21 protein-coding genes are annotated in these 22,229 nt (G+C 55.4%); 11 read left to right on the forward strand and 10 right to left on the reverse strand.

The features are described 5' to 3' along the window. Together HALA3H3_RS02895 and HALA3H3_RS02900 are read left to right on the forward strand one after the other, a co-directional pair. A partial coding sequence (locus HALA3H3_RS02895; RefSeq protein ID WP_144410444.1) for a M20/M25/M40 family metallo-hydrolase occupies positions 1 to 208 on the forward strand: 208 nt, incomplete at its 5' end. 70 nt (positions 209 to 278) lie between these two features. Then, complete coding sequence (locus tag HALA3H3_RS02900) at positions 279 to 1,673, forward strand: YfcC family protein (protein ID WP_022519798.1); 1,395 nt, start codon at positions 279 to 281, stop codon at positions 1,671 to 1,673. A gap of 305 nt (positions 1,674 to 1,978) precedes the next feature. Here the strand turns inward: HALA3H3_RS02900 and HALA3H3_RS02905 are convergent, their stop codons facing one another. After that, on the reverse strand, positions 1,979 to 2,497 hold the full coding sequence (locus HALA3H3_RS02905; RefSeq protein WP_022519799.1) for a cupin domain-containing protein: 519 nt from the start codon (positions 2,495 to 2,497) through the stop codon (positions 1,979 to 1,981). A 246-nt stretch (positions 2,498 to 2,743) separates the two neighbouring features. On the opposite strand from HALA3H3_RS02905, the gene HALA3H3_RS02910 reads away from it, so the two are divergent. Next, positions 2,744 to 3,943 (forward strand): multidrug effflux MFS transporter, encoded by a 1,200-nt coding sequence (locus HALA3H3_RS02910; RefSeq protein ID WP_022519800.1) that lies wholly within the window; start codon positions 2,744 to 2,746, stop codon positions 3,941 to 3,943. 58 nt (positions 3,944 to 4,001) lie between these two features. Here HALA3H3_RS02910 and HALA3H3_RS02915 read toward each other — a convergent pair whose 3' ends face one another. Then, the gene (locus HALA3H3_RS02915) at positions 4,002 to 4,565 is read right to left on the reverse strand and encodes a TetR/AcrR family transcriptional regulator (RefSeq protein WP_022519801.1); all 564 of its coding nucleotides are present in this window, start codon (positions 4,563 to 4,565) and stop codon (positions 4,002 to 4,004) included. Positions 4,566 to 4,700: 135 nt separating this feature from the next. Between HALA3H3_RS02915 and HALA3H3_RS02920 the strand changes: the two genes are divergently transcribed. From HALA3H3_RS02920 to HALA3H3_RS02930, 3 genes are read left to right on the forward strand one after another with little or no spacing between them, the layout of a single operon-like run. After that, on the forward strand, positions 4,701 to 5,930 hold the full coding sequence (locus HALA3H3_RS02920; RefSeq protein ID WP_022519802.1) for an MFS transporter: 1,230 nt from the start codon (positions 4,701 to 4,703) through the stop codon (positions 5,928 to 5,930). Beyond that, positions 5,927 to 6,142 carry a hypothetical protein gene (locus HALA3H3_RS02925; RefSeq protein WP_022519803.1) on the forward strand — a complete coding sequence of 72 codons (216 nt, stop codon included), beginning with the start codon at positions 5,927 to 5,929 and terminating at the stop codon, positions 6,140 to 6,142. Before HALA3H3_RS02920 ends, HALA3H3_RS02925 begins: the two co-directional genes overlap by 4 nt. Continuing rightward, positions 6,136 to 7,509 carry an Asp-tRNA(Asn)/Glu-tRNA(Gln) amidotransferase GatCAB subunit A gene (locus tag HALA3H3_RS02930; protein ID WP_022519804.1) on the forward strand — a complete coding sequence of 458 codons (1,374 nt, stop codon included), beginning with the start codon at positions 6,136 to 6,138 and terminating at the stop codon, positions 7,507 to 7,509. The genes HALA3H3_RS02925 and HALA3H3_RS02930 overlap by 7 nt, the downstream gene beginning before the upstream one ends. Here HALA3H3_RS02930 and HALA3H3_RS02935 read toward each other — a convergent pair. From HALA3H3_RS02935 to HALA3H3_RS02950, 4 genes are read right to left on the reverse strand one after another with little or no spacing between them, the layout of a single operon-like run. Beyond that, the gene (locus HALA3H3_RS02935) at positions 7,506 to 8,303 is read right to left on the reverse strand and encodes an ABC transporter ATP-binding protein (protein ID WP_022519805.1); all 798 of its coding nucleotides are present in this window, start codon (positions 8,301 to 8,303) and stop codon (positions 7,506 to 7,508) included. The genes HALA3H3_RS02930 and HALA3H3_RS02935 overlap by 4 nt on opposite strands. Then, on the reverse strand, positions 8,300 to 9,343 hold the full coding sequence (locus HALA3H3_RS02940) for a FecCD family ABC transporter permease (protein ID WP_022519806.1): 1,044 nt from the start codon (positions 9,341 to 9,343) through the stop codon (positions 8,300 to 8,302). Before HALA3H3_RS02940 ends, HALA3H3_RS02935 begins: the two co-directional genes overlap by 4 nt. Then, entirely contained in the window at positions 9,340 to 10,431 is a 1,092-nt protein-coding gene (locus HALA3H3_RS02945) for a FecCD family ABC transporter permease (RefSeq protein WP_022519807.1), read from the reverse strand. Before HALA3H3_RS02945 ends, HALA3H3_RS02940 begins: the two co-directional genes overlap by 4 nt. After that, positions 10,388 to 11,383, reverse strand: coding sequence for an iron-siderophore ABC transporter substrate-binding protein (locus tag HALA3H3_RS02950; RefSeq protein WP_022519808.1), 996 nt, complete (start codon positions 11,381 to 11,383; stop codon positions 10,388 to 10,390). Before HALA3H3_RS02950 ends, HALA3H3_RS02945 begins: the two co-directional genes overlap by 44 nt. A gap of 264 nt (positions 11,384 to 11,647) precedes the next feature. Between HALA3H3_RS02950 and HALA3H3_RS02955 the strand changes: the two genes are divergently transcribed. Both HALA3H3_RS02955 and rhuM read left to right on the forward strand, forming a co-directional pair. Beyond that, positions 11,648 to 13,774, forward strand: coding sequence for a TonB-dependent siderophore receptor (locus HALA3H3_RS02955; protein ID WP_053856879.1), 2,127 nt, complete (start codon positions 11,648 to 11,650; stop codon positions 13,772 to 13,774). A gap of 231 nt (positions 13,775 to 14,005) precedes the next feature. Continuing rightward, a complete protein-coding gene (gene rhuM / locus HALA3H3_RS02960) occupies positions 14,006 to 14,995 on the forward strand; it encodes a virulence protein RhuM/Fic/DOC family protein (RefSeq protein ID WP_022519810.1) in 990 nt (329 codons plus the stop codon). Between the two features lie 95 nt (positions 14,996 to 15,090). Here the strand turns inward: rhuM and HALA3H3_RS02965 are convergent, their stop codons facing one another. Further along, positions 15,091 to 15,387, reverse strand: coding sequence for a DUF1330 domain-containing protein (locus HALA3H3_RS02965; RefSeq protein ID WP_022519811.1), 297 nt, complete (start codon positions 15,385 to 15,387; stop codon positions 15,091 to 15,093). 131 nt (positions 15,388 to 15,518) lie between these two features. Here HALA3H3_RS02965 and HALA3H3_RS02970 point away from each other — a divergent pair, with 131 nt between their 5' ends. Beyond that, on the forward strand, positions 15,519 to 16,820 hold the full coding sequence (locus tag HALA3H3_RS02970) for an IS1380 family transposase (protein ID WP_022519812.1): 1,302 nt from the start codon (positions 15,519 to 15,521) through the stop codon (positions 16,818 to 16,820). 247 nt (positions 16,821 to 17,067) lie between these two features. Here the strand turns inward: HALA3H3_RS02970 and HALA3H3_RS02975 are convergent, their stop codons facing one another. Further along, the gene (locus HALA3H3_RS02975) at positions 17,068 to 17,574 is read right to left on the reverse strand and encodes a hypothetical protein (protein ID WP_022519813.1); all 507 of its coding nucleotides are present in this window, start codon (positions 17,572 to 17,574) and stop codon (positions 17,068 to 17,070) included. Positions 17,575 to 17,768: 194 nt separating this feature from the next. Here HALA3H3_RS02975 and pip point away from each other — a divergent pair, with 194 nt between their 5' ends. Then, the gene (gene pip / locus HALA3H3_RS02980) at positions 17,769 to 18,719 is read left to right on the forward strand and encodes a prolyl aminopeptidase (RefSeq protein WP_022519814.1); all 951 of its coding nucleotides are present in this window, start codon (positions 17,769 to 17,771) and stop codon (positions 18,717 to 18,719) included. A 156-nt stretch (positions 18,720 to 18,875) separates the two neighbouring features. Here pip and HALA3H3_RS02985 read toward each other — a convergent pair whose 3' ends face one another. Together HALA3H3_RS02985 and HALA3H3_RS02990 are read right to left on the reverse strand one after the other, a co-directional pair. After that, entirely contained in the window at positions 18,876 to 20,171 is a 1,296-nt protein-coding gene (locus HALA3H3_RS02985; protein ID WP_022519815.1) for a PQQ-dependent sugar dehydrogenase, read from the reverse strand. After that, complete coding sequence (locus HALA3H3_RS02990) at positions 20,168 to 20,596, reverse strand: DUF2231 domain-containing protein (protein ID WP_022519816.1); 429 nt, start codon at positions 20,594 to 20,596, stop codon at positions 20,168 to 20,170. The genes HALA3H3_RS02985 and HALA3H3_RS02990 overlap by 4 nt, the downstream gene beginning before the upstream one ends. Before the next feature lie 455 nt (positions 20,597 to 21,051). Here HALA3H3_RS02990 and HALA3H3_RS02995 point away from each other — a divergent pair, with 455 nt between their 5' ends. Further along, positions 21,052 to 22,164, forward strand: coding sequence for an MFS transporter (locus HALA3H3_RS02995; RefSeq protein ID WP_022519817.1), 1,113 nt, complete (start codon positions 21,052 to 21,054; stop codon positions 22,162 to 22,164). The last annotated feature ends 65 nt before the right edge of the window (positions 22,165 to 22,229 follow it).

Here is a 22,229-nt window from a genome sequence, read left to right on the forward strand (position 1 = left end):
GCACGCTGCCGGTGCATTCGGCATTGAGCTTACGGAAGCCTCGGTAGGTGGAGGAAGCGACGGCAATTTCGCTGCAGCCAAAGGTATTCCCACCCTTGATGGGCTGGGTGCAACTGGCGCTGCCCCCCATGCGGAATATGAGCACATTGAAATAGCCTCAATTGTACCGCGTGCGGCGATCCTGGCGGCGTTGATACGGCAGGTCTGATACGCCATTCAGCCGTTTGTCAGTGCGTTAAATAAATAACTATATGAAAAAATATTCAGGAAATTTCAACGTGAAAACTAGATCAATACAAAGAATGGCCATGCCCGATGCCTTTGTGATTCTGTTTGGGTTATTACTGGTGGCTTGGTTATTGAGTTTCTTTATTCCCTCGGGCCAGTTTGAGCGAACCACAGAGGGGCGTCCTACGGTTATTCCCGGCAGTTTTCATCTGGTGGAGTCTAGCGGCCTTAATTTTTTCGATATTTTTCTTTCTATTCAAAACGGTTTTATCAGCTCAGCAAACCTCATTGCTTTAGTTCTGGTAATGGGCGGTGCGATTGCAGTGGTGGAGTCTACTGGTGCGATCAATGCAGGTATCAAAAGCCTGGTTGATAAAGCCCGGGGGCGTAAATATCTGCTCGCGATTGTGGTGTCTTTTGTATTTGGCGTGGTATCTGCCATTGGCGTTGGGTCGAATGCCGTTATTGCCTTTATTCCGTTGGGTATCGTGTTGGCACGAGCGCTTAAGTTAGATGCGATCGCGGGGATCGCCATTGTCTATTTGGGCTATTTTTCGGGCTCAGCGGCTGCTGTTTTCGATCCCATTACGCTGGGGATTGCTCAATCCATAGCAGGGCTGCCGCTATTTTCTGGCGCGCCGCTTAGGGTGGCGCTATTTTTCGTGCTATTGGCAGTGACAATGGCTTATGTGTGTCGGTATATCAAACGCATTAGCGACGATCCCGCCCGTAGTTTGATGGGGAATCAGCCCTTTAGCACTGAAGCCATTGGGTCCGATGATGAGAACTTAACGTTTACGCGTCGGCATCTGGTCATTTTAATCTTTTTTGTTGCCTGCCTGGCGGTGTTTATTTATGGCTCTTTAGGTTTGGGATGGGGCGTTAATGAGCTTTCTGCCATCTTTATGATCAATGGGATAGGAAGCGCTGCACTCGCTCGTTTTTCGCCTAATGAGTTTGTGCAGATGTTCATGAAGGGGGCCAAAGGTATGCTATATGGTGCCTTTATTATTGGCATTGCCAAAGGCATTACGGTGCTAATGGCCGAGGGGATGATTCTTGATACGGTCGTGAATTCAATTTTTGTGCCCTTAAGTACGCTTCCATCCATGTTGGGTGCGCTTGCTGTCTTTGTATTCAACCTCTTTTTCAACTTTCTGGTGCCTTCTGGGAGCGGTCAGGCAGCGGTGGTAATGCCGATTTTGACGCCGCTTGCGGATATGCTTGATATCACTCGGCAAACGGCGGTGATTGCCTTCAAGCTTGGCGACGGGATTACCAATATTATTACGCCGACATCGGGGGTGTTGATGTCTGTGCTTGCCGTGGGCGGAGTGCCATGGAGTAACTGGGTACGTTTCGCGTTTCCGTTGGTATGCCTCTGGACGCTAGTGGGGACAGCCTTTGTGGTTATTGCCGTATTGATTAATTATGGGCCTTTCTAATCAGGCGTAGGAATACGCTTCGTCAGCATTGCCATACATTGGCAATAAACAGTCAAGCCGCCCAAATTGAGCGGCTTGGTTGTTCATTAATGATATTGATAAGATACCGAATGACACATATATAGTATTTTACCCTCACATGAGGGCACTGGTAGCTTCCTGAGGTGGTTAACTCAGGAGCTAGCAACATGATTTTAGAAATTTTTATTTCAGAAATTCTGAAGTTATGAAAGGCAACAGGACTAACTGTCCCATTTAGTCGAAAAGCCAATCAATCGATGAGCTTGCAAGTGGCCTTCCACCTGCTAAGAGTCTTCCCGCCACAGCTCCGCTAGTGAACCTCCTGCCGGGGAATCCTCGGGTAAGGCAACGGCAGCGACTCGGGCTTTTGCTGCTGCAAGTTGTGCGGGATCACCGCGCTCTATTTCCGGCTTTTGGTCTGGTGGGTAGGCGCCTACCATGCAGAAATCATCGTCCGCCTCTAGGCTGGCATGTCCAACCCCGGCGGGCAGAACCAGCACATCGCCTGGGTAAAGCATCAACTCCTGACCGTTAGGGCCACCCAGCCGTGCCCGGGCCTGCCCGCGGAAGATGCCCAGTGCTTCATGGGCGGTGGAGTGAAAGTGGTCAAAGTCATACAGGTGGTAGCGCCACGCAGGCGGCCAGCCGTGGCGTTTGAACATGCTTTCAAAGGCATCAGCCCGCTCCTCTGCATTGCTGATATCGAGAACCTGGCGATAAACCAGCACTGGTAGAGGGGAGTTGGGGTAGCCGGTCGCTGCATCGCTGTCGAGATGAAGTCGTTCTGGCTGGGGCATAGACATCCTTGCCTCCTCATTCCTCGTTGGGGGTGTGCTGTCAGCATGGTTTTTTAAGCTTGGTTTTAAGCATGTTTTTAAGAATAGTTTTTAATGCATGGCCGAGCAAACCGATAACAAACTGGCTAGGTGTTTAGTCGATTACCGCCCCGCAGCCCACCCCCTCATTTTCTATTCGATTGCCTTGATGGCATCAGTCGGTATCATATCGTGGGTGTTGTCCATCATTACGCCCTTTTACCGCGAGCTTCTATGACCCAATCTAAAACGCCCTTCATTGTGGTGCTGAGCCTGGCAATGACCATGATGCTGGGCCCGTTTTCCATGGATACGTACCTGCCGGCCTTTCCGGTCATCGGTGAATCGCTGGGGATTTCTCAGCAGGCGGTATCGTTGAGCGTTTCAGTGTATGTACTCGCGTTGGCGTTTGGCCAGTTAATCGGCGGTGCGCTTTCAGACCGCTACGGGCGCCAGCGGGTGCTGATGAGCGGGCTGGCGATTTTTGCGCTCTCGAGCATCGTCATTGGTATGGCGGATTCTTTGAACACGCTGCTCGGCGGGCGGGCAGCTCAGGCCCTGGGCGCCGGTTTTACCCTGGTATCTGTGCCGGCGCTGGTGCGCGACCGGGTGGCGGGCCGAGACGCCGCGAAACTGTTCTCGATGATGGGCTTTATCATGGTGCTGGCACCAGGAATCGCTCCGAGCGTAGGCAGCGCGATTCTGGCGCTGGGTTCCTGGCACTATATCTTTTTCGCCTTGGCGGTATACGCGGTGCTGCTGGTGCCGTTGCTGGTGCGGGTGATCTTTACCGGCACGGGCAAGGTATCCCGCGCGAAAAGCCCTAAGATGAGCCTGCTGGCGCGTTACAAGCTGGTACTGTCGACAAAACCGGCCTTGCCGTTCATCGTTTGGCAGGCTGCCTCTTTTTCTACCCTGATGATGTTCATCACCTATGCGTCATTTATCTATCAGGGGCATTTCGGCCAGTCGCCTTCAAGCTTTTCGATGTTGTTTGCGGCGAATATCGTCGCGATGCTTATCTTCAACATTCTTAATCGAGTGTTGCTTTCCCGACTACCTTCACTGCGTATCCTACAGTTGGCAACGGGCTGTCAGGCAGTCGGTATACTATTGCTGGTGATGGCTGCCTTTATGGAGTGGCCTCTATACGCTTTCCTGCCCGCCATGATGCTGACCATCGGCTCGATAGGGGCGATCTCGCCGAATATTCAAGCGTGCTTTTTGGAGTTCTTTCCCACCAGTGGCGGGACGGCCGCAGCGCTTCTAGGCGCAGCACAGTTCGGTGTCGCCGGGCTGCTGAGCGCATTGTCCGCCATGTTGCCGCATACGCTTGAAGCGATCATTCTGGCCATGGCCGCCTGTGGATCGGTGGCGTATCTGATGCTTGCCCGCTCTATCATCAAAGGGCGTGCCGCTGTCGAAGCACCCTAGGTCAGGCGGCGCGCTCTTGCTAAAAGCCTCGTGTTATCCAAAACACGGGGCTTTTTTATCAAGCATCTGCTGAGCTTACTAACTGTTCAAAAAGTGCTTCTATGGCCTGCGCAGTCGGCGTTTCGTTGGCAAACAAGATGCGGTACATCAGAGGCGCCACCACTATTCGGATGACTAGGCCTGTTTCAATCGGCTGCTCGCCTCTGGCGAGGGCGCGTTCGTTTATGACTTCGATCTGCTGACGCAAGAAGCCATCACATTTCCCCGCGCAGGCGTGGCCTTCTGTACCTAGAACATCGCGGAGCATCGCCCGTCCTGGGGCTGATGACATTTCTTCGAAGTACTCAACAAGCCAAGCTAACAAGTCGCTACGCAAACTCCCTGTATCGGCTGGCGGCTGTTCCGGCTGTAGTTGCTCGACGGCAACGTCGGCCAGTAACTGGGCAAGATCACCCCAGCGACGGTAGATCGTAGAGGGGGTGACTTCTGCACGTGCGGCGATAGCGGGCACCGTAAGCCCGGCTCGCCCTTGTTCTTTTTGCAGCTCTTGAACGGCCTGATGAACGGCAGCCTGAATACGAGCGCTGCGGCCCCCTGGACGGGGAGTGGGTTTGTTGGTCATGTGTTCCTTCTGTGCTTATTCATCGGTACGTTTTCGCCGGTACGGTGGAATAAATCACTAAAGCAAAATATTTGCTTTAGTGAGTTGTTGGGCTTATGATCCTTAAAGCTAATATTTTGCCTTTTGAGAGGGGTCATGTCCATCAACGTTTCTGATACCGCCCGCCGTTCTTCGAGCTGGAGACTGTCTTCCTCCAGTGCTGTTTTCCTGCACGCAGCGATAATGATTGCCTTTTTGGCAGCATCGAGTGCGCCTACCCCGCTGTACCAACTTTATCAGCAGCAATGGAGCTTTAGCGCAACACTGCTGACCGTGGTTTTTGCCACTTACGCGCTGGCTCTGCTTCTGGCACTGCTGGTGGCGGGGAGGCTGTCAGATCATATTGGCCGACGTCCGGTTATTGCCCTGGCTTTGTTGCTACAGATCATCGCTATGGTGGGCTTTTTAGGTGCTGCCGGGCCGGGTTGGCTGATTGCTGCGCGCGCTCTGCAAGGCTTTGCCACTGGTATGGCCACTGCGGCAGTCGGAGCGGCGATACTCGATTTTAGTCGGGAGCGGGGGGCCGTGATCAACAGCATCTCACCGCTGCTTGGTATGGCAGCCGGCGCGCTAGGCAGTACCTCTTTGGTCGTGTTGGCGCCTGATCCGCTGCACGTGGTGTACGTGTTGCTGCTGGCTGTTTTTCTGGTGATGTTGGCCTTGATTTGGCTGGCGCCGGAGACGGCGACATCTCGCCCGGGTGCCTGGGCAAGCCTGAAACCACGTATTGCCGTGCCGTTGCAAGCGCGCAAGACGTTGTTATCTGTCACCCCTGCGAACATGGCAGTGTGGATGCTGGGTGGCTTTTATCTATCGCTTATGCCATCGCTGATCGTTGACGTTACGCATGTGAACACGCCATGGCTTGGTGGTCTTGTCGTCGCAGCGCTAACGCTCACTGGCGCCACAGCGGTTCTGGCGGCTCGCAAGCTGAGTTCTTTTACAACCCTCTTGTCTGGCGAACTTGCCTTGGTCGTAGGGCTGGTCGTCATTCTGATCGGGGCTAACCAGGGATACGCTGTCTTGCTGTTGGTCGGGTCGGTCATTGCGGGGTTTGGGTTTGGCGCGAGCTTTCTTGGGGCTGTGCGCAGTGTCCTTCCGTTGGCCGAGCCCCATGAACGTGCCGCGCTGATGGGCGTGTTTTATATCGAAAGTTATCTGGCCCACAGTGTGCCTACGATGGCTGTCGGCTACTTGGCCCAGAAGGCCGGTTTGCTGGCCGCGGTCAATGTCTATGGTGCGGTGGTCACAGCACTGGCCTTGCTGGCCATTACACTGCTGCTTATGCAAGCGCGCACCTCAATGAAGAAAGGAAATCAAGCATGACTGTTCAAAATACCACCCCTATGTCCGCCGAGGAAACCCAGGCTCTGGCTACCAGTTTGGGGCTGCCCCTGGCCTCTGAACGTGCGCCACTGATTGCTGGCGTACTGCATCACATACACACGGTAATTACCCGGCTCGACGAATTACCTATTGATGAATCATACCCTCCTTCATTTGCCTTTGATGCCAGTCAGGAGAACAACCCATGCTAAACCCATTAAACCTGACACTGGCCCAAGCCAGTGCCGCCATCGCGGCACGCGAACTGTCGCCAGTAGAGTTGGTGGATGCGGCCGTGGAGCGTATTGGTGCGCGAGAGCCAGAGATCAACGCTTTTGTATCTGTATGGGTAGAAGCCGCCCGTGAGCAGGCACTTGAGGCCGAGCGAGACATTCAACATGGCCGTTACCGTGGGCCGCTGCATGGCATTCCTATCGCGCTGAAAGACCTGTTCGATGTTGCTGACCAACCCACCACTGCCAGCTCCCGTGTTCGGGACGGGCATCGGGCAGAGGCCAACAGCGCGGTAACGGATGCCTTGCTGCGTGGCGGCGCCATACTCCTGGGCAAGACCCATTTGCATGAGTTCGCTTTCGGCCTGACCACACCTCAAACGCGCAATCCGCGTGATCCCCAGCGCACGTCGGGGGGCTCGAGTGGGGGTTCTGCAGCAGCGGTTGCCTATGGCGGTGCCTGGGCGGCCATGGGAACAGACACCGGTGGCTCGATTCGAGTACCCGCAGCACTTTGCGGGTTAGTCGGGTTCAAGCCAACGTATGGCTTGGTCTCCCGCCACGGCACTGCGCCCCTGGCCTGGTCACTCGATCATGCGGGCCCTATGGCACGCACGGTAGAGGATGTTGGCCTGTTATTGCAGGCAGTGATGGGCTTTGATGCGCGCGACCCCGCTAGCCGTACTCCGTCTGCCTCTTTCGGTATCAACGCAGAGTCGGGTGTGCAAGGGCTGCGTGTTGGTATCCCGCGCAACTATTACTTTGACCACGTTGCGGAGCCAGTCGCCGCGGCTGTTAGGCGTGCGGCAGCGCATCTGGAACAGCAGGGAGCTGTGCTGGTGGAGGTGGATATTCCGCTGGCCGACTACCTCATTCCGACCCAGTGGGGCCTGATGGTGGCTGAGGCGGCATCTGTACACGCCAAGGACATACGCCAATCGGCATCGCTATACGGTGATGATGTACGTACTTTGCTCGAAGCCGGACAACTGCTTCCTGCCGGAGACTATTTGAAGGCACAGCGTGCCCGACACCTGATCGCACAGCGCTGGGGTTCCCTTTTTTCAGAGATCGACATTCTACTGGCGCCAACCGTGCCCCAGACAGCAGCGCTTATAGAGCAGGATACGTTTACCTGGAAGGATGGCAGTCAAGAGAGTGTTGCCGAGGCGTATGTGCGCTTATGTGCACCCGCCAATGTGACCGGGCTGCCCGCGCTGACCGTGCCGTTCGGTAAGGATCATCAAGGGCTACCGATAGGCGTCCAAATCATGGGAAAAGCATTTGATGACGCCAAGGTACTACAGGTTGGGCGTGCCATTGAGCGGCCTCTTTTACCCGCTTAACACGCCCCATGCCGCCCAAGCGGTATCATCATCGGTTTGCCGGTGACGGGGTCTTCGATAACCCGGCTTTCCAGGCCAAATACCTCACGCACCATCTGTTCGGTCAGAATCTCCTCTGGCGGGCCTGCCGCGTAAACCTTGCCGTTAGCCATGGCGACCAGTTGGTCGGCGTAGCGGGCGGCCAGGTTGAGTTCGTGGAGCACCATCACGATGGTGGTGCCGCGCTGCCGGTTTAGGTCAGTGAGAAGGTCGAGCACATCGATCTGGTGGTTGATATCCAAAAAGGTGGTGGGCTCATCCAGAAGCAGCACTTTGGTTTGCTGGGCCAGCGCCATGGCGATCCACACCCGCTGGCGCTGCCCGCCGGAAAGCTCGTCCACGTGGCGTTCGGCCAGCTCGCTCAGGTGGGTGGCGGCCAGGGCGTCGGCGACGGCTACTTCATCTGCCGCGCTCCAGCGTTTGAAAAGCCCCTGGTGCGGGTGGCGGCCCCGGCTGACCAGCTCGAGCACGCTAATGCCTTCCGGGGCGATGGGCGATTGCGGCAGAAACCCAAGTTGTTGTGCCAGGCGGCGGGTGGGTAGCTGGTGAATGGCGTTACCCTCCAGCAGCACGCTGCCCTGCGCGGGCGTCAGTAGCCGTGAAAGCACGCGCAAAAGGGTCGATTTTCCACAGGCGTTGGCACCCACAATGGCGGTGGTCTGGCCGTCAGGCACAGTCAGGTTAACGTCATCCAGAATGGTGCGTTCCCCATAGCCTGCCACCAGGCCCTGGGCGAGTAGTGAGCAAGCGCTCATAGAGTGCCTCGGGTTTTGTTGTCGCGAAGTATCAGATAAACGAGATAGGGCGCGCCTAATACGCCGGTCACGATGCCGACTGGGTAGCGGGCGGGGAGCAGAAACTGCCCCGCATAATCGCCTAGCAGCACCAGCAGGGCGCCCACCAACGCGGCGGGAATGAGCAGCGAGCCGTTGCGGCCCATTAGGCGGGCCGCAATCGGGCCGGAAAGGAACGCCACAAAGGCCACCGGGCCGGAAACGGCGGTGGCAAACGCCACCAGTGCCACCGCGGTAATGACCACGACAACCCGCGTAATAGCCAGGCGAACCCCCAGCCCGGCGGCAAGGTCGTCACCCATGCTTAGGGTTTCAAGGTCTCGGTGGCGGCTCAATAGCAGCCCGCCGAACAGGAGCAGGGCGACCAACAGCGGCAGCGCTTGATCCAACTGAGCGCCGTTGACACTGCCGGTGAGCCAGCGCAGGGCTTCTTGTAGCGTCCAGCTGGGCGCGCGCATTAAAAGATAGGCGGTAATACTTTGCAGCATTGCGGCCAGGCCAATGCCGATCAGAATCAGTCGCCCGCCGGTCACGCCCTGACGCCAGGAGAGCGTGTAGATCAACAGCGCCACGCCCAGCCCGGCAGCAATTGCCACCATAGAAACCGCCGGGCCGCTTAGCGAGAGCACCACGATGGCAAATACCGCCCCGGTGCTGGCACCGGTGCTGATGCCGATGATATCCGGGCTTGCCAGTGGGTTGCGCAGCAGGGTCTGAAAGGCGATGCCGCCCAGGCCAAAACAGGCGCCTACCAGCACTGAAACGACGGCCCTGGGCAGGCGCAGTTCGCGCACGGTGAAACCAGCCCCAGGCACTTCCGCACCGCCAAGTATGCGTAGCACCGTGGTTAACGGCGTGAAGGACTGCCCCACCATCAGGGTTAACAGCACGCCTGCGATTAGGCTAGCGCTAAGCAATGCAATCATGCGAGCGCGGTGCTTAGCGTTTGTCTTTCTAATCTGTCGGAAATGGCTGATCGCGCTGAGGGGCGGCTGGTTCATAGTGAGCCTACCTTGCGGTTGCGCACAATCCAGATAAACACCGGCGCACCGATAAAGGCGGTCACGATGCCCACGTCCAGCTCTGAAGGATGGGCGATTAGCCTCCCGGCCACGTCTGACAACGTCAGCAGTACGGCGCCACCCAGGGCAGAGAAGGGTAGCAGCCAGCGATAATCGCCGCCCGCTAGCAGGCGGCAGGCGTGGGGTACGACCAGCCCCACAAAGCCAATCGGGCCGCACACCGCCGTAATCGGGCCGCACAGCAGTACCGCGCCCACTGCCGACATGGCCCTGGCCACGGCCACCTTTTCACCCAGCCCGGCGGCGGTGTCGTCCCCCAATGCCAACATATTGAGTTTGCGCGCGGCGAGCAGGGTGATGACAAACCCCGTCACCAGAAAGGGCAGCACTGGAAGAAGCTGCTCATAGGTCGCGCCACCCACACCGCCCACCAACCAAGATTGCACCAGCCCGCCGATATCACCCCGTGGCAGTACCACGGCAGTAGCAAGCGAGCTAAGCGCGGCGGTAATGGCCGCCCCTGCCAGCGCCAGCCGCAGCGGCGTAGCGCCCCCTTGGCCGAGGCTGGCTATCGCGTAAACCGCACAGGCCGAGATAGCGGCGCCTGCAATGGCTGTCCAGATGTAGCTGGTCGTCTCGTCAATACCGAACCAGGCAATGCCAATCACCACCGCCAGCGCCGCCCCGGCGTTAACGCCCAGAAGGCCAGGGTCGGCCAGCGGGTTGCGGGTCAGGCCCTGCATGACGCCACCGGAAACCCCCAGGGCGGCTCCGGCCAGCATGGCAAGTAGCGTGCGCGGCAGGCGGCTGGCTACGGCAGCGTCGCCAACGGTTTCTACCTGGCCGCTCAGCGCGGCGGCGATTTCCGGCCAGCCTACTTCACGGGCGCCAAACGCCACAGAGAGCATGGCGGCAAGGCCGAGCAGAACAAGCAGCGCTGCGCCGCCAGACAACCGACGGGCAGCGTTGCGTTTGATACGAAGAGCGACAGAGCGATTAACGCTTGAGCCAGACGCCGGACCGCTACCGTTGTGACTTGCGCGCGGCTTCTGAGAGCAGGTCTGCATAATCGTCCAGTAACCATGAGATCGACATGGGGGTAGGGTTGGCCGCCGTGCCCAGCGGCGTATTGCCGAGGGTGACAATGGCGCCTTTTTCTACCACCGGCAGGCGGGAGGTAAGCGGGTGGGCGTTGAGCTGCTCGATCAGCGGCTGACCGCCGTAGGTGACGAGAATATCCACATCGTTGAGCTCGTCGATCAATTCAGAGCTGATTGCGCCAGCGAATTTACCGGGAGTGGAGTTCTGCTTGACGACTTCAGGCGAGGCCAGCCCCAGGTCATGGAAAAACCGCACCCGCGCGTCGTTGTCGGTGTAGAACGAAATGCGCCCGAGGTTGGTGGGGTCAAGGTGGGTCACGAACATGGCCGTCTTGCCCGCAAGGTCAGGGTGGTTGGCGGCGGTATCGGCAATCTGTGCCTCAAGCTGCTCGATTAGCGCCTGGCCTTCCTCGGCCATGCCCATCCCTTGGCTGTTCAACTGGATCATATCCCGCCAGTCGGTTGCCCAGGGGCCTTCAGGGTAAGCGACCACCGGGGCGATCTGGCTCAAAGTGGCGTAGTCCGACTGGCTGAGCCCTGAATAGGCCGCCAGAATCACATCCGGTTGGCTAGCGGCCACGGCTTCAAAATCGATTCCGTCGCCTTCATCGAACAGGGCAGGGGGTGTGGCATTCAGCTCTTCAAGCCGGGTTTCTACCCAGGGCAGTAGCCCGTTACCGTTGTCGTCGCCAAAGTTGGCAGCGGCAAAGCCGACCGGCAAAACGCCAAGCGCCAGCGGCACTTCGTGGTTGGCCCAGGCCACGGTCGCTACCCGCTCGGGCTTCTTGGAAAGCACCGTGGTGCCTAAGGCATTTTCGATTTCAAGGGGATATTGCTGCGCGCCAACGGGCAAAGCGCCGAGGCTGCACGCAGCGATAAGCGCCACGTAAGCGCTCAGACTTCTATGGAACAGGGCCATAGCCTTCTCCAAAAGCTTAAGACGTAAATAACGAATAATCCTCACCGCGTGATAAGAACGCAGCGTCTAGATATATGACCGGTAGTCCGGGTGATGCATGTCGCCACGGTGTATTATAATTATTATCAAAAGTTCAACTAAATGATTGTGATTGACATTATCACTCTTGACTCGGGGATGCTAGCTTCGGATACTCTCACGGCCTTTCAAAAGAAAACCACAAGGCGAGCAAGGCAGGTTTATCCATTTCAAGGGATCTTCAACATGACTGATAGCAGTAGTACAGTCCGGCGCGGCGCAAGCCGGTTACGGTGGCAGCAGACCACTACCGCCATTCTGTGCGGCACCACGCTGGTGAGTATTCCCATGCTCGGGAACGCCCAGGAGACCGGCGAAGGCAGTGACGATAACGAGGGATATCGCCTCGCCCCCATTATCGTCAACGCCCAGGCCTACGCTGATGATGATGCCAATTCGATAGTGGCTCAGGAGCTGTGGGTGGGCGGAAAGGTCGCCACCAGTATTCTTGATACACCTGCCTCCGTGTCGGTCGTCACCGAGAAGGAGATTGAGCAGCGCAACGCCTCTACCACCGAGGAAGTGCTGCAATATACGCCAGGCGTGCTCACTGATTATTACGGCACCGATGACCGTAACGACTATTTCAAAATCCGCGGATTCCAGGCGACCACCTACCGTGACGGGCTGACGCTAGGCTCAATGCGCGGTGTACGCGAAGAGCCTTACGCCTACGAGCGCGTTGAAGTATTGCGCGGCGCCAACTCCACCCTGTTTGGTCCGGCGGATCCGGGTGGTTCGGTCAACTTCGTGAGCAAACGGCCACGCTTTGAGCGTTTTGGGGAGGGGTATCTCTCCTACGGTTCATTCGACGCCAAAGAGGCCGGTGTTGATGTGGGGGACACGCTGAACGCTGACGAGACAGTGGCCTACCGCTTTACCGGCACCCTCCGAGACAGCGACCGCGAATACGATCACTCCAAAGACGATAATGGTTTCTTGATGGGTGGCTTGGCCTGGGAGCCGACGGAGTACACCTCAGCAAGCGTTATCTTCGATTACCTGAAGCGTGATGACACCCCCAATAGCGGTGGTTATCCGCTCGACCGGGAGTACGACCGCAGCGACTTCTTCGGCGAGCCTGGCTTCAACTATCACGATGTTGAGCGTACCAGCCTCACCGGGCAGCTCACCCATGATTTCAACAACGGCCTGACGCTGCGCGGTAATCTGCGCTATAGCGACCTGACCGACGACTTCGGATACGTCTATATCACTGACTCTGCAGCGCGAGTTGGCAGCGTGGTGGATCGCGACTATTTTGGTACCGACAACGAAGCTCAGGAGTTGATCGGCAACGCTATCCTGCAATACGACGCCCGCTTTGATCAGGTCGATAGCAGCACACTTGTGGGTGTCGAGTATCGCGATGCCTCAACCGAAGACAGTTCGTTTTACGGGGATGCGACCTCCATTGATATCGCAAACCCCGTCTTTAGCGGTGCGCCGAGTAGCCTCAATGTCTATAGCAGCAACAAGCAGGACTTCACCACCGAGTCGGTTTTCCTGACCCAGAATTTGTCCTTCTATGACCGATTCATTGTGACAGCGGGTGTGCGCAACGACTCAATGGATGTCTCCAGCACCAACATGGCGGGCGTTACCGATTCCGATGACTTCTCTGAGACCTCACTTCGCGGTGCACTGACCTATCGCGTCACTGACGAAATCTCTACCTATGTCAGCATGGTGGAGTCGGTCGCACCGCCCACCATTGGCGTTGAGCCTGAACGGGGCGAGCAGTACGAAATTGGTGCGAAATATTCTCCCTTTGGTACGAATGCGCTGTTTTCGGCGGCCATCTATGACCTAACCAGGGACGACGTTACCATCTCGGTTGTACAGGACAATGGCGTTATTGAGCGGGAAACCGTTGGTGAATCCCGCGTGCGGGGTCTTGATCTGGAGGCCAAGGCTGAGTTGACCGATAGCCTTAGCGTGGCCGGTGGTTACTCCTATATGGAGTCGGAGGTGGTGCGCGACAGCAACGCAGCCAGAGAGGGTAACGAGTTCACCGCAGCACCCAAACATACGGCGTCGCTGTGGGGCTACTATACCTTGCCAAGCCAGGATATGAGCGTTGGTCTCGGCGCCCGTTACATTGGCTCCTACTACTTTGATGTCGCCAATACGTCAAAGAGCAGTGCGGCAACGCTGTTTGACGCGGCCTTCAGCTACCAGCTCACTAAAGACGCCGACCTAGCCGTCAATGTCAGCAACTTGCTCGACGAGCAGCACGTGGTCGGTTCAAGCACGGCCGATTACTATAATCCGGGTCGCGAAATCAGCGCGAAAGTGAGCTATCGCTGGTGATGTAATTCCGCCTATCCCAGAGGTAAAGCAACGGCAAAACGCCCCGACTTGGTTCGGGGCGTTTTGGTATCGCGTTTTCCATCCCCCAGAGCGTTCGTGGATGTTTAACAGCAAACATTTTTTGGGATTTTTGCTGTATAGGTGTACAGTTTAAGTCGCGATTTATACTTAGCTAACTAAGAAAGTCGCTTTAGCGACAGGTAGATCGGGATAAAAACGGGGGCGCAATCGATGAATGACCAGCAAATACAGATATTCACCAGCGAAGATGGCAAAGCGCAGCTGGAAGTGGCGTTGGAACAGGACTCCGTGTGGTTGAGTCAGGCGCAGATGTGTGAACTGTTTGGGCGTGAGCGTTCGGTTATTACAAAGCACATTCGTAACGTTTTTAACGAGGGAGAGCTGGAGCGAAATTCAGTATGTGCAAAATTTGCACATACTGCCGAAGATGGCAAAGCTTATCAGGTTGATCACTTCAATCTTGATGTCATTATTTCAGTTGGCTACCGCGTGAAATCTCAGCGTGGTGTACAGTTCCGCAAGTGGGCTACCGATGTACTCAAACAATATCTGGTTCAAGGCTATACCCTTAACCAACGCCGACTAACCGAGCGCGGTATCGAGTTTGAACAGGCAGTCAATCTGCTCAGCCGAACCTTGACCAACCAAGGGCTGGTATCTATCGAGGGCGAAGCCGTTGCGCGTGTTATTAGCGACTACGCACGCTCCTGGAGTTTGCTGCAGGGCTACGATGAACAGCAATTAGCTGAGTTAAACATCAAGCAGCCTGATATGCATTCGCTAGGGTTAGAAGAGGCACTGAAAGCCATTAGTGAGTTGAAGCGAACTCTCATTAGCAAAGGCGAAGCAACCGAGCTTTTTGGACAGGTGCGGGGTGATGGTTTGACATCAGCTCTCGCCACCATCGAACAAGGTTTTGGTGATGAGCTATTTTACCCCAATGTGGCTACCCGAGCGGCGCACCTGCTTTATTTTGTTATCAAGAACCATCCCCTAGCTGATGGAAATAAGCGCTGTGGCTCTTTTCTGTTTTTGTGGTACCTGCGCCGCAACGCCGCGTTACTGGCACGCCCTGTTGAGCAGCTTATTAATGACAACACGTTGGTCGCGTTAGCGTTATTAGTGGCGGAAAGTCTGCCCGATCAGAAAACGCTGATGATTCGATTGATTGAGCATTTTGTACTGCTTAAAGAAAGTTGAGCGCTAACGCGGGGGTAATCGTTGCGTCATGATTGGGATAGGGAAAATCGGCCCCGCAAAGGCGAGGGTTCCATCGCCTTTGCAGGTGAGGTTCTTTAGGCTTCTGTTAGGCCATCAACGATAAAAACGCGGTAGTCGGCGCCCTGGAAGCGATGCTTGCGGGCTTCCTGATAGGCGGGGCTTTGATACCAGGCGCGGGCGGCAGCCATATCCGGAAAGCGCAGAATCACCGCACCTTCCATAGCGCTACCTTCAAGCACTTCAAAATCGCCATAAAAAGCGAGCGGTTGCGGATCGTGGCCTTCGCGAGCAGCTTTTGCTTTCTCGCCGTAGCGCTCCATTTCCTTGGCGTCGTGAGTATGTTCACGGGTTAGTACGACGTAAGCGGGCATTAAATTCTCCTGATGTAATCGTTAAGAAATCAACTAGCCCGGATTTCTCACAGGGTATAAAAGAAAGCGGCTGAAAGTGTTAACGTTTCAGGGCCATACACCAAAAACCAACACCAACAGCCGCTTCCAAAATGGTACCTGAAAAGCTGACCTTCTCGCCACTCTCTCGCCGCCAAATTGAAGCCGACTTCTCCGGGGGCCACATTACGTCGGACGCCGGATTACTCCTGCTTCGTGAAGTCGATAAACAGCATCGCCTAACACGCCGCTTGGCCGCCGTGCTTCATGATCCCCGCTCACCGGAACAGGTTCGTCATAAGCTCGACACGTTGGTTCGTCAGCGGGTGTTCGGTGTCGCCGCTGGCTATGAAGATTTCAACGACCATGAGGCCCTGCGCTATGATCAGGCCCTTCAGACAGCGCTCGGTGAAGAGGATACGCTGGCAGGCAAGTCGACGCTGTGCCGGGTGGAGCAGAACGCCGATCGGCAAGCAATAGTGAAGGCCCATGAGTTGCTGTGGCATCACTTCATTGAACAGCATGACGAACCACCCAAGGAGATCGTGCTGGACTTTGATGGCACCGACATCCCCGTGCATGGCGAGCAACCCGGCAAGTTCTTTAACCGTTATTACGATCACCACTGCTACTTCCCACTGTATGTCTTCTGTGGGCGCCACTTACTGGTGAGCTATCTGCGCACCAGTGACCGCAGCGACAGCCGCCATAGCTGGGCGATCCTCGCCTTACTGGTACGCTTTATCCGTCAATACTGGCCCGATACGCGCATCGTGTTACGAGGTGATAGTCACTTTTGTCGTCCCCGGATGCTCAACTGGTGCGATCGACATCACGTCGACTACATCGTGGGTATCGGCAAGAACAGTCGGCTGCTCAAGGAAGTGGACGTGCCCATGATGCTGGTGCGCAAGACCCAATGGCAGGTGGGAGGGAAAGTAGCAGAGACGTTCCGCTTCCAATATCAAGCCCACTCCTGGAAATACCCACGCTGGGTGGTGGCCCGTCTGGAAGAAGGCGAACTGGGCTCTAATCCCCGGTTTATCATTAGTTCCCGTTATGACGACGGCTTCAAGCTCTACTACGAGCAGTACTGCGCTCGGGGCGACATGGAAAACCGAATCAAGGATCAACAACTGAGCCTGTTTGCTGACCGGACCTCCAGTACGCACTGGTGGGCCAATCAGTGGCGGCTGATCTTATCGGGCTTCGCCTATACGCTGTTCGAGCGCTTACGCACTTACCTGAAGAAGACGCCTTTCGCGCGCATGAGCCCAAGCAACCTGAGGCTCAAACTCATCAAAGTGGGCGCAGTCATCATCCGCAATACGCGCCGAATCCGGGTGTTGATGAGTGACAGCTACCCCTATAAAGCGCAACTATCCGATCTCGTCAGGCGGTTGGTGCCGAACTGAATGCTCGGGCTCCCCCGGCCCGACGCAATGGGGGAAAGGGGGAAGTGTGTCTTAACGACGGAAAGTGGTTAAAAAGTAGGCAATTTAAGATGTACCAATAGGTTTTTAATAGCATGGCGGCCTGGGTGCGGTACTTGCTGAGGTACTATGAGAAATCCGGGCTAGAGCATATCACCGTCCACTAGCGGAGCCACATTAGAAAGACCGCTATTCAGCTTTACTGAGTATCTCTGCAGTGAGGGGCGGGTTATACGTCTGGCTCTGATTCAATCACGATTTCATGTTCCCGACGCTCTTTTTCCAGTGCCGCCAAGGCAATTTGATAACAATCTTCAACATGGCTGTTACCCATGTACTTCATGGCGGTGAAGCTAATGCCACCTGCCACAGCGCTACCTACAAAGGGCACGAACTTAGCAACACCTTTAGACGCTACCTTGACGCCCATCTTGCTTAACAGCATCACGATAAGTTTTTTCGTGATGTATTTACCGGCCATTTTGCTGCCGGTATTTGAGATGGCCGTCATCACAAAGAGCTTGGATTCTGTATCCAGGCTGTCGATTTGTTCAGGCGTTAAACCAAATTTCTGGTTAATTTTGGGAATTAGCCGCATCAATATGGCAACGTCTGAACCTATATCCACCCCTGGAATGGGTATAACCGCTGCGCCCGCAGAGAGGCTCGAACTCTTGGTGACCATCGAATGACACGTTTTTCTAATCGCTTCGAGTTCTTCTATTGATTCAATCATGATGAGGTCCTTTCATTTATTGCCAGATTGATCCAGTGCTGGCTGTACCACTTCCGGGTTCACTTCCTTTCCTAGATACTAGCATTCCTGACCGTTCTTCGAGGTCATTTGAGAATCGCCTGTAGTAAAGTCGTCGGCGAAGGTGGAAGTGTCAAACGGTGTTTGGAAAGGTGAAACTGAAGCGGGAGGCTTGAATGACGAACTTGAGAACCCTATACCCACCGATCGAACCCTACGAAACAGGCATGATCAATGTTGGGGGTGGCCATACGGTCTATTTTGAGCGTGTTGGCAAACCGGGCGGTAAGCCTGCGGTGTTCCTGCATGGTGGCCCCGGCGGTGGAATTTCGCCTGATCATCGACGTCTGTTTAACCCTGAGCACTACGATGTTCTTCTCTTTGATCAGCGTGGCTGTGGACGTTCAGAGCCCCATGCCAGTATCGAAGCCAATACTACGTGGTATTTAGTCGAAGACATCGAGAGGCTACGTGAGCATGTTGGCGTAACCCAGTGGATGGTTTTTGGCGGCTCTTGGGGTTCTACCCTGGGCCTTGCGTACGCCCAGGCGCATCCTGAACGTGTCAGTGAGTTGATTTTGCGAGGCGTCTATACGGTCACTCAAGCGGAGATTGACTGGTACTATCAGTTTGGTGTGTCTGAAATGTTCCCCGATAAGTGGGCGGCGTTTCAGACGCCTATTCCTGAAGCAGAGCGACACGATATGGTGGCCGCCTACCATCATCGTTTGATGGGTGACGACCCTATCGCTCAGCTTGAGGCGGCGAAGGCCTGGACGATATGGGAGGGTGAAACCATCACCCTGCTACCAGACCCTGCCTTATCGGCTCCCTACAGAGAGGGGCATTTTGCGTTAGCCTTTGCGCGGTTAGAGAACCATTATTTCACTCATCGCGCTTGGCTGGAGGAGGGGCAACTGCTTGCTAACGCTTCACGCCTAAAAGGCATTCCCGGCGTCATTGTCCATGGGCGGTACGATATGCCATGCCCTGTTCGTTATGCGCTGGCACTGCATAACGCTTGGCCAGAATCCGAATTCCATTTGATCGAAGGGGCAGGGCATGCCTGGAGCGAACCCGGCATTCTCGATCAGTTGATACGCGCGACAGATCGCTTTGTATCATAAATCTTAACCATGACAATACTTGCTACTGCGCGGTTAATTGAAGTAGTGCATGAGTTAACCTGGTATGAGTTGTTCATATAAAGGCTTCTTTAGAACAAACGGAAAAGGCGGCAGTACAACAGGCTGCCGCCTTTTTTTACGCGGAGGGTTAAGTGTTTACTCATCGCCATCGTAGGTCACGCGCCAAACGGCGTTCGTCAGGTCGTCAGCGATGATAAGGGCGCCCTCTGGATCGATGGTGACGCCGACTGGGCGACCGCGAGTTTTACCGTCTTCAGTAAGAAACCCGGAAACGAAATCAATTGGGTCACCGTCGGGCTCGCCATTGCGGAAAGGGATAAAGACAACCTGGTAGCCCACAGGGTCTGAGCGGTTCCAACTGCCATGTTCGCCGATAAACACGCCTTCAGCGAACTCATCTCCCATTTCCGGTATGGAGAAGGCGAGACCCAGTGGTGCTACGTGCGAGCCTAGGCTGTAGTCGGGTACCACTGCTGACTCCACTTTTTCAGGGTTCTGCGGGCGTACGCGGGGGTCAACATGCTGCCCCCAATAACTAAATGGCCAGCCATAAAAGCTGCCGTCCTGTACGGTGGTTAGGTAGTCTGGAACCAAGTCCGGGCCTAGTTCGTCACGCTCATTAACGACTGCCCAAAGTCGCTCAGTATCGGGTTGGATAGCCAACGCCGTGGGGTTGCGCAGGCCGGTGGCATAAGGCCGATGCATGCCGGTGTCGGCATCAATTTCCCATACCTCGGCTCGACTAACCTCCGCTGCCATGCCACGTTCGGTGATGTTACTGTTGGAGCCAATGCCCAAGTACAAGTAGTCTCCGTCAGCGCTCGCGGTCATCGCCTTGGTCCAGTGGTGGTTGATTTCCGAGGGTAGCAGCGTAATTATTTCTGGCGACCCACTGGCCTCGGTTTGGCCTTCCTCGTAATCGAAGCGTACAACCGCATCTTGGTTAGCGACATAGAGGTTGTTATCAACCAATGCCAGCCCATAAGGCGCGTTGAGGTTCTCGGCAAACACCGTTTGCTCTTCGTAGCTGCCGTCATCGTCGCTATCGCGCAAAAGGGTCAATCGGTTACCGCTTTCAACGGAGGTGGTGCCCTGGCTTTTTATGTAGCCAGCAATAAAATCTTTTGGCTTCAGGGGCGGTGCGTTGCCGCCGCTTCCCTCTGCCACCAGAATATCGCCGTTGGGCAACACCAGCGTTTGGCGCGGCACCTTAAGATCAGTAGCAATGGCCGTAATGGTGTAACCGTCGGGAACCGTCGGTAGCTGGTCGCCCCATTCTGCGGGCTCGGGAACTGACATATCCGGCAGAAGCCCACGTTGTGGTTCAGGAAAGTCAGGGTTTGGCCCATACTTTTGAGAGTCCTGAGCGCGAGCAACACCTGCCACCAGAAGTATCGAGAGAGGAGCGGCGAAGAAATGGGAAAACTTCATGGCTTATCTCCGATACCAAAGCGGGAAAAACCGACCCACGTCGCCGTGCCTGCGAGCAAAACAACGACGATCGAAAGAGCAAAGCCAACTGGCATCATGGCCCAGGCGTCTCGTGCATGGGCTAACGCATTGACAAGACCCAGTACCCAGGTGAGCAATAGCAGCGCTGGATACATCAGAAAAGCCAAACGACGGTCTTGGGAACGAAAAAAGCCAATAATTGCGCACAAAAGCGCAAGTCCCGCGAAAATAAGCCCACCCAAATTTAGCCAAGAAGCAAAGGTGGCCCACTGAATATGGTAGGTGGTTGAGTAGGCGTAATCACATAGCATGGTGCCAAGAAAGAGTGGCGTAGTCCCTGCAAGCATTACGGTATGAAACGGGTTTGGTCCGCTTCGATAAGTGCGATCGTTAGTGGCTGTCACGGCAAACTCCTTATGCTGTTCAAGCTGACTAATTTACCTTTGTTGGCTGGCGCTGCACGCTAGCCCCAACTCAGGCAACGACATCATGTTCGTTAGGGCGCAGTATAGTTGACGATAAACAACTTGCCCAAAGCGAAGCGGCGCTGGTCGCCGCGATTTTTGCCAGCTCGTTATAACCCTTCTGCACCGTAATAATACATCGTCGATACGTTAAACCTGCTTCTTTTAGCCACTGCACCCACGCTTAACACTCTCTTCTTTAGGCCTAATTAGCCAGTTCATCATTTATCTTGACCTCAAGTTAACCTGAGGTTTTAAAGTAAGCGCCGATTCTTATTTTAGCAATGGCCGATAAAGGGTGGGCAGTGGGTATGCGCAATAGCAATTCGAGATCAATACCGTTGGTAAGAACGATCCTTCTGATCATTCTGATTGGGCTCAACCTGAGGCCATCCATGGCGGCTATTGGCCCGCTGGTTGAGGCAATCCGGTATGATGTGAGTCTTTCATTTACACAGCTGTCGCTTTTAACCACGTTACCGGTACTAGCGATGGGGTTGGGGTGTTTTGTTAGCGCGTTGCTTGCAAAGCGGATCGGCTTTAATAGCGTGATTACCCTGGCGCTTGCGTCGATTGCTTTATCGGACGCGTTACACTGGTTTGGCTTCGGGTATACAGGCTTATGGGCAGCCGCGCTGGGCGCCGGCATTGGCATAGCCTTTATCCAGGCGGCACTTCCTGCGGTGATAAAACAGGCGGCAGGCGAGAAAACCCCGATGGTGATGGGGTTCTACATTGCCTCCATCATGGGGGGCGCGGCTCTAGCCTCTGCCATTACGCCTGTGGTGAGTGATTATATTGGCTGGCAGAGCGCCTTGGCGTTATGGGGACTTTTAGCACTTGCAGGGCTCGTTTGCTGGGTGATGCGCAGGCGAATACTGCCAGCCCCTAGTCAAAACAACAGTGTTAGCATCGCTTTTTCAGCGATGGCTCGGCAGCCTCGGTTTTGGTCGTTGGCGATTTTCTTTGGTTTAGGTACGGCGGGTTATACCTGCCTTCTGGCTTGGATTCCGCCCACCTTTATCAATTTAGGCTGGTCTCAAACGCAAGCGGGGCTGGCGCTTAGTTGGCTAACTGCCATTGAGGTGATGGCTGGCCTAACGTTTCCCATACTGGCTCAACAGATGAAAGACCGTCGCCCGGTGTTATTGCTGGTGCTTCTGTTATCGGTGGCGGGCTTTTTGCTTCTTGGGCTAATGCCTAAAACAATGGCTTGGTTGGCAACCGCGCTGCTGGGGTTAGGAATTGGAGGCCTTTTTCCCTTAAGCTTGATCATCACTATGGATCACTCAGACGACCCCGTGCTATCTGGTCAGCTTGCTGCTTGGGTACAAGGGATCGGCTATCTCATCGCCTCTTTAGCACCTATCGCGGCGGGGTTGATAAAAGACTTACTGGGAGGGTTTGAGCAGGCATGGCTGATGCTTGGGGTGATTTTTATTGGGCTGATAGTGATGAGCCTACGTTTTGATCAATCTAAAGCACCCCAACAGCTACACTTTAGTTAGCGAAAAGGGCTTCTAGGCAAACTAAATGGAAAAGACGAAACGCTAGTGTCCTCGGTTCGTTAGCG

Source organism: Halomonas sp. A3H3 (assembly GCF_000982975.1).
GTDB lineage: Bacteria > Pseudomonadota > Gammaproteobacteria > Pseudomonadales > Halomonadaceae > Vreelandella > Vreelandella titanicae.